Source organism: Nguyenibacter sp. L1 (genome assembly GCF_035199985.1).
GTDB classification, from domain to species: Bacteria; Pseudomonadota; Alphaproteobacteria; order Acetobacterales; family Acetobacteraceae; genus Gluconacetobacter; species Gluconacetobacter vanlangensis.
Genome location: NZ_CP127015.1, coordinates 1,272,826 through 1,288,255, shown reverse-complemented (window position 1 = coordinate 1,288,255; position 15,430 = coordinate 1,272,826). Strand labels below are relative to the sequence as shown.

Annotated in this window: 13 protein-coding genes; 3 read left to right on the top strand and 10 right to left on the bottom strand. The window is 64.6% G+C overall.

The features are described 5' to 3' along the window. Positions 1-51 precede the first annotated feature (51 nt). Positions 52-1,167 carry a metallophosphoesterase gene (locus QN315_RS05735; protein ID WP_323992041.1) on the top strand — a complete coding sequence of 372 codons (1,116 nt, stop codon included), beginning with the start codon at positions 52-54 and terminating at the stop codon, positions 1,165-1,167. 69 nt (positions 1,168-1,236) lie between these two features. Here QN315_RS05735 and QN315_RS05730 read toward each other — a convergent pair whose 3' ends face one another. Continuing rightward, entirely contained in the window at positions 1,237-2,394 is a 1,158-nt protein-coding gene (locus QN315_RS05730; RefSeq protein ID WP_323992039.1) for an FAD-binding oxidoreductase, read from the bottom strand. Between the two features lie 477 nt (positions 2,395-2,871). Between QN315_RS05730 and QN315_RS05725 the strand changes: the two genes are divergently transcribed. Together QN315_RS05725 and QN315_RS05720 are read left to right on the top strand one after the other, a co-directional pair. Then, the gene (locus QN315_RS05725; protein ID WP_323992037.1) at positions 2,872-5,364 is read left to right on the top strand and encodes a TonB-dependent receptor; all 2,493 of its coding nucleotides are present in this window, start codon (positions 2,872-2,874) and stop codon (positions 5,362-5,364) included. 20 nt (positions 5,365-5,384) lie between these two features. Continuing rightward, positions 5,385-6,509 carry an AbrB family transcriptional regulator gene (locus QN315_RS05720; RefSeq protein WP_323992035.1) on the top strand — a complete coding sequence of 375 codons (1,125 nt, stop codon included), beginning with the start codon at positions 5,385-5,387 and terminating at the stop codon, positions 6,507-6,509. 133 nt (positions 6,510-6,642) lie between these two features. Here the strand turns inward: QN315_RS05720 and QN315_RS05715 are convergent, their stop codons facing one another. The 9 genes from QN315_RS05715 to QN315_RS05675 form a co-directional block, all read right to left on the bottom strand. Continuing rightward, a complete protein-coding gene (locus tag QN315_RS05715) occupies positions 6,643-7,605 on the bottom strand; it encodes a LysR substrate-binding domain-containing protein (protein WP_323992033.1) in 963 nt (320 codons plus the stop codon). Further along, entirely contained in the window at positions 7,584-8,981 is a 1,398-nt protein-coding gene (locus QN315_RS05710; protein WP_323992031.1) for an MFS transporter, read from the bottom strand. Before QN315_RS05710 ends, QN315_RS05715 begins: the two co-directional genes overlap by 22 nt. 7 nt (positions 8,982-8,988) lie before the next feature. Next, positions 8,989-10,290, bottom strand: coding sequence for an FAD-dependent oxidoreductase (locus QN315_RS05705; RefSeq protein ID WP_323992029.1), 1,302 nt, complete (start codon positions 10,288-10,290; stop codon positions 8,989-8,991). Positions 10,291-10,298: 8 nt separating this feature from the next. After that, the gene (locus QN315_RS05700; protein ID WP_281362702.1) at positions 10,299-11,072 is read right to left on the bottom strand and encodes an amino acid ABC transporter ATP-binding protein; all 774 of its coding nucleotides are present in this window, start codon (positions 11,070-11,072) and stop codon (positions 10,299-10,301) included. Next, a complete protein-coding gene (locus QN315_RS05695; protein WP_176638357.1) occupies positions 11,065-11,724 on the bottom strand; it encodes an amino acid ABC transporter permease in 660 nt (219 codons plus the stop codon). Before QN315_RS05695 ends, QN315_RS05700 begins: the two co-directional genes overlap by 8 nt. A 19-nt stretch (positions 11,725-11,743) precedes the next feature. Continuing rightward, positions 11,744-12,589, bottom strand: a complete 846-nt coding sequence (locus tag QN315_RS05690) for a transporter substrate-binding domain-containing protein (RefSeq protein WP_323992027.1) — start codon at positions 12,587-12,589, stop codon at positions 11,744-11,746. 102 nt (positions 12,590-12,691) lie between these two features. Beyond that, on the bottom strand, positions 12,692-13,663 hold the full coding sequence (locus QN315_RS05685) for a D-2-hydroxyacid dehydrogenase (RefSeq protein WP_323992025.1): 972 nt from the start codon (positions 13,661-13,663) through the stop codon (positions 12,692-12,694). A gap of 154 nt (positions 13,664-13,817) precedes the next feature. Continuing rightward, positions 13,818-14,597: an SDR family oxidoreductase gene (locus QN315_RS05680; protein WP_323992023.1), complete on the bottom strand. Its 780-nt coding sequence runs from the start codon at positions 14,595-14,597 to the stop codon at positions 13,818-13,820. A gap of 21 nt (positions 14,598-14,618) precedes the next feature. Then, positions 14,619-15,362, bottom strand: coding sequence for an aspartate/glutamate racemase family protein (locus QN315_RS05675; RefSeq protein WP_176638699.1), 744 nt, complete (start codon positions 15,360-15,362; stop codon positions 14,619-14,621). Between the last annotated feature and the right edge of the window lie 68 nt (positions 15,363-15,430).

The following is a 15,430-nucleotide window of genomic DNA, read 5'->3' as shown; positions in this document are numbered from 1 at the left end:
GAGGCAGCCAAGCCGCCGGCTCTTCTGCTTACCCATGAGGATCTCATACTCTTGCGCGTTATTATTTTCGGCCTGCTCCTGTCGATCGTGATCCTGAACTGGTTATGGCCGCTGCCTCTCCCCCTGGCCGTGAAAGTCCTGGTGGCCGTCTGCGTCATCGTGGCGTCGCAATACCAGTTCTGGAGCAGGCTCTCCTCGGGCTCGGTGTTCGCGCCGGAGTTCCCGAAGCCGCTCATCATCCTGTTCAACTGGGCGGTCGGGACGGTCCTGTTTCTCACGCTGCTCCAGCTCGCGCTCGATTGCGGCGTGTTGGTGATCGCGCTGGTGACATGGCAGCCGGTTCATATCGGCACGGAAGCCCGCATTGCGGTGGGTGGAGTGGCCGCGCTGCTGGCGGCAACCGGCGTCGTCAATGCGCTGCGGGTGCCGCCCGTCAGGGACGAGATCGTCGTCATACGCGGATTGTCCCCGCTGTTCGACGGATATCGGCTGCTCCAGTTGAGTGATCTGCATATCACGCGGCTCTTCTCTGCAAAATGGGCCGCCCGTGTCGTGGCGCGGGCCAACGCGGCGGGCGCCGACCTGATCGTCGTGACGGGGGATTTCATCGACGGGTCAGTGGACATGCGCCGCGCCGACATCGCGCCGCTCGCGCGGCTGCGTGCGCCGGACGGCGTTCTGGCCGCTCCGGGCAACCATGAATATTTTTTCGATTATGCGGACTGGATGCGCCATCTGTCGGCGCTGGGTTTCGATGTGCTGGAAAACCAGCACAGGATCATCACGCGCGGGACGGCGTCTCTGGTGATCGCCGGGGTGACCGATCGTTCCGCACACAGGCACGGGCATACGGTCCCGGATCTCGACGCGGCGCTGGACGGGAGCCCTCGGGATGCGCCGGTCGTGCTGCTCGATCATCAGCCCGGCGACGCCCCCGCTGCGGCCGCCCGCGGCGTGGCGCTTCAACTCTCGGGCCATACGCATGGCGGGATGATCCTCGGCCTCGACCGACTCGTCGCGCGCGGCAATAATGGTTTCGTCTCCGGGCGTTATGACGTGGCCGGCATGACGCTTTATGTCAGTAACGGGACCGGTCTCTGGCCCGGCTTCGCACTCCGTCTGGGCGTGCCATCCGAAATGACGCGGTTTCATCTGCGGGCCGGATAGGGGTCGAGACCTGGCTCGGGGGATGCTGGGAAGGCCGTTCATGACTTCCCGCATGGAATGCGCTGACGGTCACGCGAACCGGCTGGGCCGATAATCGGAGAGCCAGTCGACGGGAACACCGTTCAGGACCTCCATCGCGATGCATTGCCCCATGATCGGCGCCTGCGTCATGCCGCTGTGCATGACGGCGGCGTAGACGTTCGGATCGCTGGCCGAAGCGCCGACGATAGGATGCCCGTCGACCGGCAGGACCCTGTGACCGAGGGTCATGAATTCGAGCGGCATGGGGGGCAAGTGGGGGAAGAACTTTCGGACCTGAGCCAGGAATCTCGCCCCCGTGGCGGCGTCGGCCGGCGTATCGCCGCTGTCGCCGAAATTGGAGCCGGTGACAAGGCGTCCATCGGGATTCTGCTTGATGTCGCAGCCCGGCGGCATGATGACCTGTCCGAAAAGGGGGCTAAGCGGCTCGGTATGGGCCAGGACACCTCTTGATTCCTTGAGGGGGGTCTTCAATCCGGCCGTTGCCGCCATCGCCGGTGTATCATTGCCCATGCAGAGCACGACGTGATCCGCGCGGATCAGGCCCTTGCTTGTCTGCACGCCCGTTACATGCCCGCCCGTCCGGTCAAGCGCCAGCACGTTCGTGCCCATGGCCAGGCGCGCGCCCTTTCCGGCCGCGGCCGCGACCAGGGCCTTTGCCGCGGCGACCGGGTCCACCGTCCCGTCGATATCGGATTTCCAGGCAATGGCGCACGATCCGGTGCGAACGCCCGGCAACCGGGCCTCGACCTCCGCCTTGCCGATCCTGCGGATGGGATAACCCCAGCCTTCGAGCCGGCGAATGATGTCCAGCGTTTCTTCCACGGCATTCTGCTCGTCGGCGTGCCACGAGACGCCACCGCCCCACTGAATGGCGAGGTCGTTGCCGATCTCCTGCTGGAGGCGACGCCAGCCCCGGATGCCGAGCATGTTCAATGTATAATAGGAATAGGGTTTCTTGTTGAACGCGTTCAGCCAGGCAAAGGATTTGGCCGTGGTTTCCTGCCCCGGGCCGGCACGGTCGATAATCGTGACGTCAGCACCGTAGGAGGCAAGGTGATAGCCGACCGATGCGCCGATGATGCCGGCTCCCACGACGACCACCGATTTGCGGGGCGACGCGGCCAGGGCCGTGGGTGTCGCCGTGCCGGCAAGGCCCATCAGCAGGTGTCGTCTCTTTAAAAGCATCGGGTTTCACTCCTGTCCTGTCGGGCGCCGGCACGATGCGGCCGAGCGAATGCGTAGGGGATCGAGCCATTGCTAGACCGTTCCAATTCCACTTGGAATTTCCTCGGTTCGAGAAGGCGACATTTCTATTTTCCTCTTGGGGAAGCACATCGATATCACATTATTACGAAATCGGAACTCCCAGGACCCGGCAGAGACAAAAATCCCGGTTGGCTGCTCCTTGGCGGGCGAGGCCATGCCCCACGCATCTGGGGAAGGACAGCACCCAATCTTTCCATGAATTCTTTTCATCTTAACCGTAAAAACAATATCGGATCGGGACCCATATATGTTTTGTTGCCCATTCGAACTGAGATAGGCTCCTTCATGGATCGGGTTCGGGACCTGGCGGAATGAGGCAGCCGTTCGGCCGGAGCGATCCCGTGGTTGGAGACTTCCGCGTCGGCGGCGCGAAAGAGGCGAAGAAGGCAGAGCAGAATGAAACGTCAGGCACTTTTCTCGACGGCTCTTGCCGTTGTATTTCCGGCCGTGATCGCGTCCGAGGGTTTTGGAGCGACCGGCACGAATACCAAGTCGGTGCGTGCGGCAAAGGGTCATGCCGCCGCTGGCTCGACGCCCGCGCCGACGGCAGCCTCTGTCCTGGCGCCGGTCAAGGCCCCTGCCGCACGCCATTATGCCTCGGGAGATGCCGAGGAGCAGGTGATCGTGACAGGAACGCGCGATCCGCACGCGAGAGCACGCGACAGTATCAGCCCTGTGGTCGTCATCTCGGCGGCGCAGCTCAAATCCACCGGGCAGGCCGACCTGCGCGATGCGCTGACCACGCTGATTCCGTCTCTGACCCGCCAGACCGTCGGTACGGGGACGGCCAATACGATTGACTCGATCAACATGCGCGGCCTGACGTCGAACCAGACACTCATTCTGGTCGATGGCAAGCGCCGCCACACCACGTCGACCGTCTATTACGCGCCCGGTCCGCAACAGGGGACCACGCCGGTCGATATCGACATGATTCCGGTCTCGGAAATCGATCATATCGAGGTGCTGGAAGACGGTGCAGCCGCCCAGTACGGGTCGGACGCCATCGCGGGGGTCATCAACGTCATTCTGACGCACCGCAAGCATGGCATCCAGATGTCGGCCAATAATGGTGGATATTACAAGGGCGACGGTTTTACCTCGAAGGATTATATCGGGGCCGGATTCGCATTGCCGAACGACGGCTTCTTCAACCTGGGCGCGGACTTCAAGTTCCAGGATCATGCCATTCGTGGCGGATGGGACAAGCGGACGAACAGATACGATAACCCGATCATGAGCATGCCGCGTGCGGTCCAGGTCGTGCTCGGCTACAATATGGAATACAACGTCGAGAACGGCCTGACGCTTTATTCCTTCTCGACCTTCGGCCACAAGGTCGCCGACGCGCTGCAGAATTTCCGGACCGGCGTGGATGTGCCGGGGGCGACCTTCCCCACGCTCTTCCCCAACGGCTATGTCCCCATCATCCAGACCGACGAGACCGATTACGGTGTTACGGTCGGCTTCAAAGGGAAGGCGTTCCTGGGCTTCGATTTCGATCTGTCGACGACGTACGGAGGCAATCATAACGACGTGAACATCGCGAATACCGGCAGCCAGAGCTTTCTCCAGACCTACGGCTATACACCGACCGAATTCCACCAGACTGCCTATACGGCCACGCAGTGGACGAACAATCTCGACTTCCGGCGCAGTTTCGATACGGGTGTTCTGGCGGGCCCGCTCAATTTCTCGATCGGTGCCGAATATCGGTACGAGACCTACAAGATCGGTGCCGGCGATTACGACGCCTATTATATATCGGGTGCCCAGGGCCAGCACGCGATTCCGCCGGGCCTCGCCAGCACGTCGAGCCGCGACGTGACGGCGGGGTATATCGATGTCGGGACGGAGTTCCTGAAGGGATGGAAAGCGGATTTCGCTGGACGGTTCGAACATTACACCGATGTCGGCGATACCGAGATCGGCAAGGTCTCGACCCGTTATGACCTGAACAGGTATCTTGCCGTTCGTGGCACCGTCAGCAGCGGTTTTCGCGCGCCGACCCTCGCCGAGCAGAACTTCTCCAGTCTGACGGAATCGCCGACATCGGCCTCCGGTGTCCTGGGCGTGCACTCGCCCGGCGCTAGGCTGCTGGGCGCCCGGCCGCTGAAGCCCGAACGCTCGACGAGCTTCAGCGCCGGCATCATCCTCAATCCGATCCCGAATATGCATGTCTCCCTGGATGCCTATCAGATCGACATTCGTGACCGTATCGTGATCGGTGGCGTCTATGGTGGTGCCAAGGCCATTCAGGCGATGGAACTGTCGGGTCTTTTCTTTCCCTCCACGTCGGCGACCGCGACGGCACAGTATGAGACGAACGGTGCATCGACGCGCACGCGCGGCATGGACGTCACGGCCACCTATCTGACCAATCTGGGCCGATATGGAAGAATCAATTGGGACGCGGCGGTCAATTTCAACCAGACCAACGTCCGTTCCGTCGGAACCGACCTGAACGGGAACACGCTGCTGAACGCGCAGCAGAGGTCGTTCCTGACCTCGTACATGCCGCGCAACAAGCTGATCTTCGGCGGCCGCTGGACCTGGGGAAAGCTGGATTTCTCGGTGCATGAAACCCGCTACGGACGCACGACCTCGAACAATACCTATTGGAACGACGTGCCGGCTTCCATGGTCAATTCGGTCACGCAGTTCCTGCGCTGGGTCCAGACGCCGCGCTTTCAGACCGACCTTGCGATAGGCTATCAGGTGACGCCGCGCCTGCACGCCACGTTGGGCGCCAACAATGTCGGCAACGCCTATCCCCGCAAGCTTCCGTACGCGGTGCAATATCTCGGGTCTGAAATCTATAACATGGATGTTCAGCAGATGGGTCTGTTCGGCGGCTATTACTACATGCAACTGGACCTCTCTCTCTGACCCGATCCGGGACATGTTCTATGTCTGACGTCGGTTCGGGCTTCATGGCCATGTGCAGGCTGCTGCCGCGCTGGGTGGTCCTGGTCGCGGGGTCGATGGTGCTGGCCGAACTGTTTCGCCGTGCCGGCCTGCCGGCGTCGACGCTGCTGGGCCCGATGATCTGTGCCATCGTTGCCGGTGTCACGGGGCAGGAATTGCGGTTTCCCGGCCCGATCTTTCCGCTGGCCCTGGGGGTGATCGGCTGCCTGATCGCCACCAGCCTGCCCTTGTCCGTTCTGGCCAGCATCCTCGACAAGGGGCCGGTCTTTTTCGCCGGGGTCCTGGCCGTCGTGCTGGTCAGCGCCGCCGCGGGCTTCGCCCTCGCGCGGACCGGGGTCCTGCCGGGGACGACGGCGTTATGGGGGGCGTCGCCGGGTGCCGCGACTGCGATGACGATCATGTCCGCCAGTTACGGCGCCGATATGCGGCTTGTCGCCTTCATGCAATATCTGCGCGTGATCTTCGTCTCGGGAAGTGCCGCGGCGGCCACGCGGTTTTTCGCTGCGGCTCCGGCGACGCCGGGGCCGATTCCGGCGCCTGCGGCCGGCGGAGACGCCGGCGCGATCGCCGGAACGCTTCTGACCGTTGCCGTGTCGTCGTTCCTTGCCCGGAAATGGCGTATTCCCGCCGGTGCGCTGATGGTAACGCTGGTCGTCAGCGCTGCGTTGCAGGATACGGGCCTGCTGACCATCGTCCTGCCCGGATGGGTCCGCGTTCCTGCCTATGCGGCGCTGGGATGGGGGATCGGCCTGCGCTTCACGCCCGGGATCGTTCGCCATGCCCTGCGCGCGTCGCCCTGGGTCGTGCTGTCGACTCTGCTGGTCATCGCGGCGTCGGGCGCGGTGGCGTGGCTGCTGGTCCTGTGCGGCCAGACGGACCCGCTTTCCGCCTGGTTGTCCTGCAGCCCGGGCGGCGAGGATACGATCGCCATCATCGCTTCCACCACGCCTGGGGTGGATATGTCTTTCGTGATGGCGATGCAGACGGTACGTTTCGTGCTGGTCCTGTTCACCGGGCCGGGCCTCGCGCGCTGGCTCGGCCGCTGGATTCCTTCTGCCTCCGCTCCCGACAGCCGCCCGCTCTTTTCGAAAGACAATGCCGCCTGATCCTTCGGCCGGACATCGGCAATGGCGGCGTCCTGGCTGCGGTCGGCGGTGGTATGGCCGGCCACGTAGACCATGCCATTCGCCACGACGGCGCAGGATCGGCGATGATTCGTATCGAGGTAAAGAAAGTCGATCAATTCCTCGTTCCTTCATATCCGTTGAAATGCAGGGTCCCCGGCGCGGCCTCGCCCAGGCCGCCATAAGCGGCGCTTTCCGCGCAGATCCAGCGGATAAAGGCGGAGATGGCGGGATCGTGGGCTTTTTCGACCGGAGTCACGACGTAATAGGCCCCGCGTGAACGGATCGTCTCGTTGGAGACGACGCAGAGCGTGCCATCGGCAAGCTCGCGTTCCACGAAGATCGTGGGGACGAGGGCCACGCCGAAGCCTGCCATCGCCGCCTCGATCGTCGCGTTGAACTGGTCGAAGACATGCCCTTTGAATGATGCGGCGCCGGTGACGTTCACCTGTGCGAACCAGAAATCCCACAAGGCGGGCCGGGTGGTCAGTTGGATAAGGCTGACCCGTGCAAGATCCTCGGCCGTCTCCAGTTTCGTCGCGTCGCGAAAGGCCGGGCTGCATACCGGGACGATCGTTTCGTCGAACAGATGATGGAGCTGCCCGTCCGGCCAGACCGGCGCGCCATAATGCACCGCGATATCGCAATCGGACCCGTCGAAGCTGAACGGTTCGAAGATCGTCGTGATGTTGACCTTGATCTGTGGATATTGCCTGATCAGCCGCGGCAGGCGGGGGATCAGCCACCGGGACGAAAAGGTGGAGAACATATGCAGGTTCAGCGTGTTCTCGCCGTCTCCCGCGGACAGGACGCGATAGGTCGTGCCGGCGATCTGCTCGAGGATCGAAATCACGGACGGCAGGATCGACTTGGCCTGGCGCGTCATGACCAGACGCTTGCGGCGCCTGTCGAACAGGGACACGCCCAGCGTCATTTCCATGTTGCGGATCTGCTTGCTGATCGCGCCCTGAGTGAGGCTCAGTTCCTCGGCGGCGGCGCTGAAATTCTGGTGCCGTGCCGCGGCCTCGAAGGCGACGAGTTCGGGGACCGACGGCATCAGGCGGCGGGGAAGGAGCATGGCAACCTCCTTTTCATCTTGCGGCTCAGGCTCAGCAGGGCTGCCGTCCAGGCGACGGCAGCCGCGTAATCCAGGCATAACAGCGTCGGCCGGTTCGCCACCCGGGCCATGATCATGGCCACCAGCGTCGCGCCGCAGGTCTGTCCCATGATGCGCGAGAGCGCGATCATGCCGCTGGCGCTTGCGCTGCGGTCATGTGGCGCGGCCAGCAGGATCGCGCGGTTGTTGGGCGAGACGAACATGGCGAACCCCGTGCCCGCCAGCGCGAAGCGCCACATGATGTCGAAATTCCCGGCATCGGGAGGCGTCATCCTGACCATCAGGAAACCGAAGCCATTGACCGCAAGCCCCAGCGAAGACAGCGTTCCCGCCGGGATCCGATCCGCAAGCCGGGCGACGAGCGGCCCGGTCAGAACCATCGCCCCGGGCCAGGCCGTGATCAGCAGTCCCGTCGTGACCGGCGAGCGGCCGAACAGGCCGGTCAGGGAGAACGGGATCGAGATCATGAAGAAATTCGCCGCCGTATAGCCCAGGAAACAGGTCATCACGCCGATGGAAAAGGCGGGGCGCGCAAGCAGGTCGACCGGCAGCAGGGGAGCGGCGTGCCCTCTTTGGCGCGCCAGCAGCAAGGCCCCTGCCACCGCCCCCAGCAGGACGAGTATCGTCCCGCCCGATGCCCACGCGTTGCGGGCCAGAAAATCGCTGCCGGTCAGGATGAGGCAGAAGGCTGCCATGTTCAGGACGACCGACAGCGGGTCGATCATGCGCCGGAGCGGCGGCGTGGCGGGCAGGCGGACCTTGCACAAAGCGAACACCAGCGCGCCGGCCGGCAGGTTGAACAGGAACAGCCAGCGCCACGAACCGGTGCAATAGAGGATCGCCGCCGCGACGGACGGGCCCAGCGCCACGCTCAGCGCCGTGGTCAGCGCGTTGAGCGCGAGACACTGGCCGAGACGGGCAGGGGGGCAGACCATCCGGATGAGCGCGGTATTGACCGCCATGATCGCGGCGCCACCCGCCCCCTGCATGCCGCGTGCGAAAGCGAGGGTCGCGATATGGTGCGAAAGGGCGCAGAGCAGCGAGCCCGCCATGAGTACCGCCAGCCCGCTCAGACAGATTTTCTTCGCGCCGATGCGTTCGGCGAAGGCGGCAAGCGGCAGAAGCAGCATGCAGTTGACGAGCTGATAGGCATTGACGACCCAGATCGAGACCGAGGCGGACGCGTGCAGATCCGTCGCGATCGTCGGAAGGGCGATATTGGCGACCGCGTAATCGAGAACCGCCAGCAGGACCGAGAGCAGGATCGCCGCCAGCGCGCCTCGCCGGATGGCGGCAGGGCTCTCGTGCGCCGGTGCTTCGGTCGCGATCACGCTCATGGTTCGCTCAGAGACGGAAGCGGAGGAACCGGGCGGGGTCGTAGGGCGCGGCCTCGGGGACGGTATCGCCGCTGATCATCCGCCCGATCAGTTCCGCGGTCCAAGGCGCGCTGACCAGCCCCAGATGCCCATGGCCCGTGGCGTAGAACACGCCCCGCGTCGAGGGCGAAGGGCCGATGACAGGCAGGCAGTCCGGCGTCGACGGCCGGTTGCCCATCCAGTGCCGGACCGTGGAGAAGCCGCCGATCTTCATGAGGGGCAGGCCGTCGCGCAGGCAATCGAGCAGGATACGGGCCCGCCGCCAGTCCGGCGGTGCCCCCTCAGGCGCGAATTCCACCTGTCCGGCGGCACGCATGCCCCCTTTCATCGGGGTGATGCCGAATTTGAGGTCTGACATCATGACGGGCAGGGACGGTTCCTCCGCCAGGTCGGGGACCTGGACATGATAGCCGCGCTCGCTCACCAGCGGCACGGAATCTCCCAGCATGCTGCCCAGCGCGCGCGCGCCCATCCCGGCGGCGACGATGATGCTGTCGCAGGCCACGACCCGGCCCGACGAACGGACACCGCGCACCTGCCTGGCCTGCAGCACGAAGCCATCGACATGGCCGTCGGCAAAGTGCACGCCCTGCGCGCGTGCCAGCGTGGCCAGGGCCGCCACATAGCCCCCGGGATCGGCGCAATGGGCGCCATCGGGCAGTTGCGCCGCAAAGGCGTAGCGGGGGCTCAGGCCCGGGCAGACCGCTTCCAGCGCCGCGCGGTCGAGCGTATTCCACCGTACGCCGTTTTCGCGCCGGAGCTGCCAGCCGAAGGCGTCGGCCTTATAGGCAGCTTCATCCGGATAGACGATCAGCAGCCCCTTGCGCTGGATCAGTTCGGGAACGCCCGCTTCCGCCGCCAGGGCGGCATGCCGGTCCGCCGCACCGGCCAGGAACGGCCGCAGCGCCGACGCGATGGCGCGGGCACGGGCACGGGTGGCGCCACAGGCGACGAAGCGCAGCAGCCACAGCCAGATATGCGGCAGGGATGACGGACGCAGGCGCAGCGGACCCTGGGCATCCAGCAGATAGCCGGGTACCTTCTTCCACATGCCGGGCATGGAAATCGGCACGACGGACCCCGGACTCAGCCACCCGGCATTGCCGTAGCTCGCCGCATTTTCCGATCCGGGCGCATCGGAGGACAAAAGGGTGACGTCATGCCCCAGGCGCCGCAGATGCAGCGCAATCGTCACGCCCACGGCCCCCGCGCCGATGACGACGAGCCGGGCACCCTGCGCCGGCGGAGAAGACGCCGGCGGAGAAGACATGGCAGCCATCAGGCTTTTCCCATGTGGAAATGTTTCAGGAACGTCCGGGTCCGTTCTTCCCGCGGGTCTTCGATGACCTGCCGCGCCGGGCCCGATTCCACGATGTATCCGTCCGCCATGAAGACGACGGTATCGGCCACGTCCCGCGCATAGGACATTTCATGCGTGACCACGATCTGGGTCATGCCCGCCTGCGCCAGGTCGCGCATCACGCTCAGGATCTCGGCCACCCGCTGCGGGTCGAGCGCGGATGTCGCCTCATCGAACAGCATGACCTTCGGTTCCATCGCCAGGGCGCGGGCAATCGCCACGCGCTGCTTCTGGCCGCCGGAAAGACGTTCGGGCATGGTGTCGGCGAAACTTTCCATTCCCATGCGTTCCAGCAGCGGGCGGGCGATCCGCTCGGCCGCGTCGCGCGACTGGCCCCGCACGAAACGCGGGCCGGACATCACGTTTTCCAGGACCGTCAGGTGCGGAAACAGGTTGAAGGACTGAAAAACCATTCCGGCTTCGGCACGGAACGCCGCCATGGCCCCCGTACGGTGGCGCGATGCCGTGGCGCCGAACCGCATCGTATGGCTGTCGATCGTGACCGACCCGGAATCGGGGGCTTCCAGAAGATTGACGCAACGGAGCAAGGTGGATTTTCCCGATCCGCTGGGGCCGATCAGGGCAAGCACATTGCCCTTCGGCACCCCCAGCGAGATGTCCCTGAGCACCTCGCGCCTGCCGAAGCGCTTGGACAGGTTCACGATGTCGATCATCAGCGGTTCCCTAGCCATGACGACGACGCTCCAGCAGCCGCGCGCCCTGTGTCATCGGAAACAGGATCAGGAAATAGATGATTGCGATCGTGGTGTAGACCTCCAGCGGCTTGTAGGTGGCGGAGGCGACCATCTGCCCCTGGTAGACGAGGTCGGGGACGGTCACGACCGAAATCAGCGACGTGTTCTTCAATTGCAGCACCACCTGGCTGACGAGCGGGGCGGTCATGCGCCGCAGGGCCTGCGGAAGGATGATCCGGCGCATCATCGTGAAGGGCGTCATGCCCAGCGCGGCGGCGGCATCCCACTGGCCACGGTCGATCGAATCCAGGCCCGCGCGAAAGATTTCGCTGTAGAATGCCGCGCCGTAGAGCGACAGCGCCAGCAGCGCCGCCGTGGCGGGCGCCAGGCTAAGGCCCAGCACGACCGGCAGCGCGTAGTAGCACCACACCAGTTGCACCAGGGCCGGCGTGCAGCGGAAGATTTCGACGACCGCGCCGGCGGGGATGGACAGGATCTTCCAGCCGCTGCGCCGGGCCAGCGTCAGCAGCAGGCCCGCGACCATGCCGACGATCGCGCTGGCAAGGGTGAAGCCCAACGTATATTCGAGACCGATCCTGAAAAGAGACCAGTATTGAAGGATCGGGCCGAAATCCCATTGATAGGTCATGGTGCGGGCCGCATCGCCATCAGAATTCCAGGCCGGGCGGCAGCGATGCCGGGTCGACATTGCTGGCCCGCAGCGCCTTGAACATCCAGTCCTGCACGATGCCCTCCGAACGGTTGTAGAGAAGCCAGTTATTGACGAAGGTCAGGAAACGCGGGTCGGGCGAGGCCGGCACGCCGATACAGGTCGGCTGATGCACCACGGGCTGCGGCAGGATCAGCCCGCCTACCGCCGGGTTGCGCGCATGCATCACGGCCGCGATCACCACCACCTGCACCACGCAGTCCGCGCGTCCGGCCTGAAGCGCCATGATCGCGTCGGTCGGGGATTGGACCGCCACGGGGGTGCAGTGGGGAAGCCGGCGCCGGACGAAGATGTCGTGCGACGAACCTGTGTCGAAGGCGACGCGGATTTCGGGTTTGTCCAGATCGTCCCACGTCGCGACCGACAGGCCGTTTTTCGCAATCACCGTGAATGCGTTGTTGATGGCGACGTCGCTGAACTGGATCTGGAGTGCCCGCGCGGGGGTGGGGCTCAGGGCGAACATGACGTCGATCTTGCCGGTCTGGAGGTCCATGACCGACGTCCCCCACTCGGCCTCGACGATGTCGGGCGTGACCCCCAGGGAAGCGGCCATGTCCCTGACCATGTCGACGCATGCGCCGCTCCAGCCGCCCTTTAGAATATCCTTGTGAAAAAACGGTTCGGCTCCCGGAATGGCGGCGGTGCGGAGCTTGCCCGAGGCCTTGATGCGCGCGATCGTTCCCCCTTCTTCCTGCGCCCGTGCCGGACATATGCCGGCAAGGGACGTCGCGGCCGCGACGCCGCCCAGGGCCAGGACCGATGCAAAAGCTCGACGTGTCGTCACTCCAGGACCTCCCCCGCCGCCATCAGGCGAACCGTTTACAACGCATATCGAGTTTAGGTGGGCGGGCGGCACCGTAAAGCCGAAATCGCCCCCTGCCTGTCGTCAGACGATCTGATTCTTCAGGGGGGTGCCGGCTTCGAACGCGCCGATGTTCGTCAGCAGGATGTCCACGACGTTCCGTTCATAGAACTGCGTCTCGCCCGCCGCGTGCGGCGTCACGATCACGTTGTCCATCGACCAGAGGGGAGATGAGGCGGGCAGCGGCTCCTCGACGAACGTGTCCAGCGCCGCGCCGGCGATCTGCCCGGATTGCAGCGCCTCGATCATGGCGCCCTCGTCGACGACCTTGCCGCGTGCCACATTGATCAGCACCGCGTCGGGGCGCATGGCGGCGAAGGCTTCCTCATTCACCAGTTCGAACGTCTCTTCGGTCAGCGGGCAGGTCAGGATCACCACGTCGGCCTGCGGCAGGGTGGGCAGGAAATCCCGGTTCGAGATGATTCGCACGTCCTCGGGCTGCGCTTGGGGAACCGAACGGCGCATCGCGATCACGTTCATGCCGAAGGCCCTGCAAAGCCGGGCGACGCGGGCCCCGATTCCGCCGAATCCCACGATCAGGACGGTCTTGCTGTCCAGTTCCTGCAGCCTGTCTTTCGGGTTGCTGCTGGTCAGGCGCCAATAGGCATTCCTCTGGTCGTCGCGCGCTTCGAAAAGCCGGCGAGACAGGTTCAGCAGCAGGCCCAGCGCGTGGTCCGAAACGGCGTTCGCATTCACCCCCCGGGCGCTGCACAGATGCACGCCGCGTTCGCGGAACAGGGCATGGTCGTAATGGTCGACGCCGGCACTGACCGACTGTACCAGCTTCAATTTCGGTGCCCAGTCGAGAATATGGTTCTTCCAGAGCATGGAAACGACCAGCACTTCGGCATCGGCCACGACCTGCTCGAGATCCGCCAGGTTGTTGACCTGGACGCAGGGGGGTGGATTGGGGCGGCGCTCCATCTCGCCCTTCAGATCGTAATGAGCATGCGCGACACAGACTTTGGGTTGTGCCCCGATCCAGGGTTTCGTCATGATTCACGTCCATCCGTTGCAGGAGAAAAGGAGGGGCCGAAACCCGCCTGCCATGATCACCTTTGTCCTGACGGTCATTATGTTATTTCTGATTCGGAATGAGAAGGCAAAACGCCTCTCGTACATATTCCTTTTTGGAATGTTTGATGCTGTTTCAGAACAGGCCGCGATAGTCGCCCCCGTCCACCAGCAGGCTCTGGGCGGTGATGAAGCCTGCCTTGTACGAGCAGAAGAAGGCGACCGCCGCCGCGATCTCCTCGACATCGCCGAACCGTTTCGCGGGGTTGGCGGCAGCGCGCTCTGCCCAGATGCTGTCGTAGCTGCGCCCCGTCATGCGCGACAGGTCATGGACATGGGCATGCTGCGCCGCCGAATCGATGATGCCCGGCAGGACATTATTGATCGTGACGTTCCGCGCGACCAACTGTCGCGCCAGACCCGACGAAAAGGCCACCAGCCCCGATCGCGCGGCGTTGGAAAGAGCCATCTCGGCCTGCGGATTCTTCACGCTGCGCGAGACGATGTTGACGATGCGGCCGAAACCGCGTTCGGTCATGCCGTCCACGGCAAGGCGGATCATGTCGATCGGGGCCAGCATCATCATGTCCACGCCCGCGATCCAGTGCGCCCTGTCCCAGTCGCGGAAATCGCCTGGCGGCATGCCGCCGCCATTATTCACCAGAATGTCGGGTTGGGGACAGGCGGCGAAGATCCGCCGCCGGTCCTCATCCCGCGTCAGGTCCGCAGCCACTGCCACCGCGTCGCGTCCGGTCTGCGCGCGCACCAGCGACACGGTGTCCTCGAGCGCCGCGGGGTCGCGCGCCACCAGGGTGACCGCTGCCCCCTCGGCCGCCAGCGTCACGGCGATCGCCCGGCCCATGCCGCGGCTGGCGCCGCACACGATCGCGCGGCGCCCCTCCAGTCCCAGATCCATGTCCTGGCTCCCCTCGGAAAATTACAGCCGCGAATAATGGCTGGAAAAGACGCGCGGCCGAATGCCGGCCACGAACCATGTGACCATGGAATAGATGTCATAGACCGGCAGCCCGGTCGCCGCGGCGACGGCGGCGGCGTAGGGCGGCATGTTCGTGCATTCCAGGACGATGGCGCCGACATCCGGATGCTGGGCCACCAGCGCCTGTGCCGCCGCCACCACGTCGCGTTCCGCCAGGGCGACGTCCATCGTCTCGCTTTCGGCCTTGATCAGGACCCGGAAGAATTCCGCGCCGTCTTCGGTGCCGATGACGGGCGTGTCCGTGGGTGCGCCCACGGCGGCGAGATGGGCCTGTGTGAGCGTCGCGGCGCATATCGTCACGATGCCGGCCCGCCGGCCCGGGGGAAGGGTCGCGTTGACCCATGGAATCTGCATCAGCGACGATGTCGCGACCGGGACATTCAGGGCTGCTGCCAGTTGCGGCTGCAGCAGGGCGAGAAAGCCGCAATTCGTCGTGATGGCCGACACGCCCAGGTCGATCAGGCGCTTCGCGGCCCCGATGAAAGGTTCCAGCCACGCGCGGGGGTCGCCGAGGACGATCCGTTCGGGGGTGGCGCCCTCCACGACGCAGAGCTGCACGGGAAAGGGCCAGGTCTCGGCATTGCCCATGTCGCCCGGAATGCGCGGGAAGCGCGCTTCCAGCATCAGGATACCGAGCGGCACCCCATATATGGCTCGTCCGCCTTGTGCGATCATGCTTGCCATCGTCCGCCGCTCCTGGAGCATTTCCGCTGAACACCGGTTCAGCGGAAATGCTCTATGTTGTTGTTTTG

Coding starts and splice junctions, on each gene's coding strand:
- QN315_RS05730 (WP_323992039.1), bottom strand. CDS start 2,394: ATGCTTTTAAAGAGACGACACCTGCTGATGGGCCTTGCCGGCACGGCG.
- QN315_RS05675 (WP_176638699.1), bottom strand. CDS start 15,362: ATGGCAAGCATGATCGCACAAGGCGGACGAGCCATATATGGGGTGCCG.
- QN315_RS05695 (WP_176638357.1), bottom strand. CDS start 11,724: ATGACCTATCAATGGGATTTCGGCCCGATCCTTCAATACTGGTCTCTT.
- QN315_RS05685 (WP_323992025.1), bottom strand. CDS start 13,663: ATGACGAAACCCTGGATCGGGGCACAACCCAAAGTCTGTGTCGCGCAT.
- QN315_RS05715 (WP_323992033.1), bottom strand. CDS start 7,605: ATGCTCCTTCCCCGCCGCCTGATGCCGTCGGTCCCCGAACTCGTCGCC.
- QN315_RS05720 (WP_323992035.1), top strand. CDS start 5,385: ATGTCTGACGTCGGTTCGGGCTTCATGGCCATGTGCAGGCTGCTGCCG.
- QN315_RS05680 (WP_323992023.1), bottom strand. CDS start 14,597: ATGGATCTGGGACTGGAGGGGCGCCGCGCGATCGTGTGCGGCGCCAGC.
- QN315_RS05710 (WP_323992031.1), bottom strand. CDS start 8,981: ATGAGCGTGATCGCGACCGAAGCACCGGCGCACGAGAGCCCTGCCGCC.
- QN315_RS05700 (WP_281362702.1), bottom strand. CDS start 11,072: ATGGCTAGGGAACCGCTGATGATCGACATCGTGAACCTGTCCAAGCGC.
- QN315_RS05725 (WP_323992037.1), top strand. CDS start 2,872: ATGAAACGTCAGGCACTTTTCTCGACGGCTCTTGCCGTTGTATTTCCG.
- QN315_RS05705 (WP_323992029.1), bottom strand. CDS start 10,290: ATGTCTTCTCCGCCGGCGTCTTCTCCGCCGGCGCAGGGTGCCCGGCTC.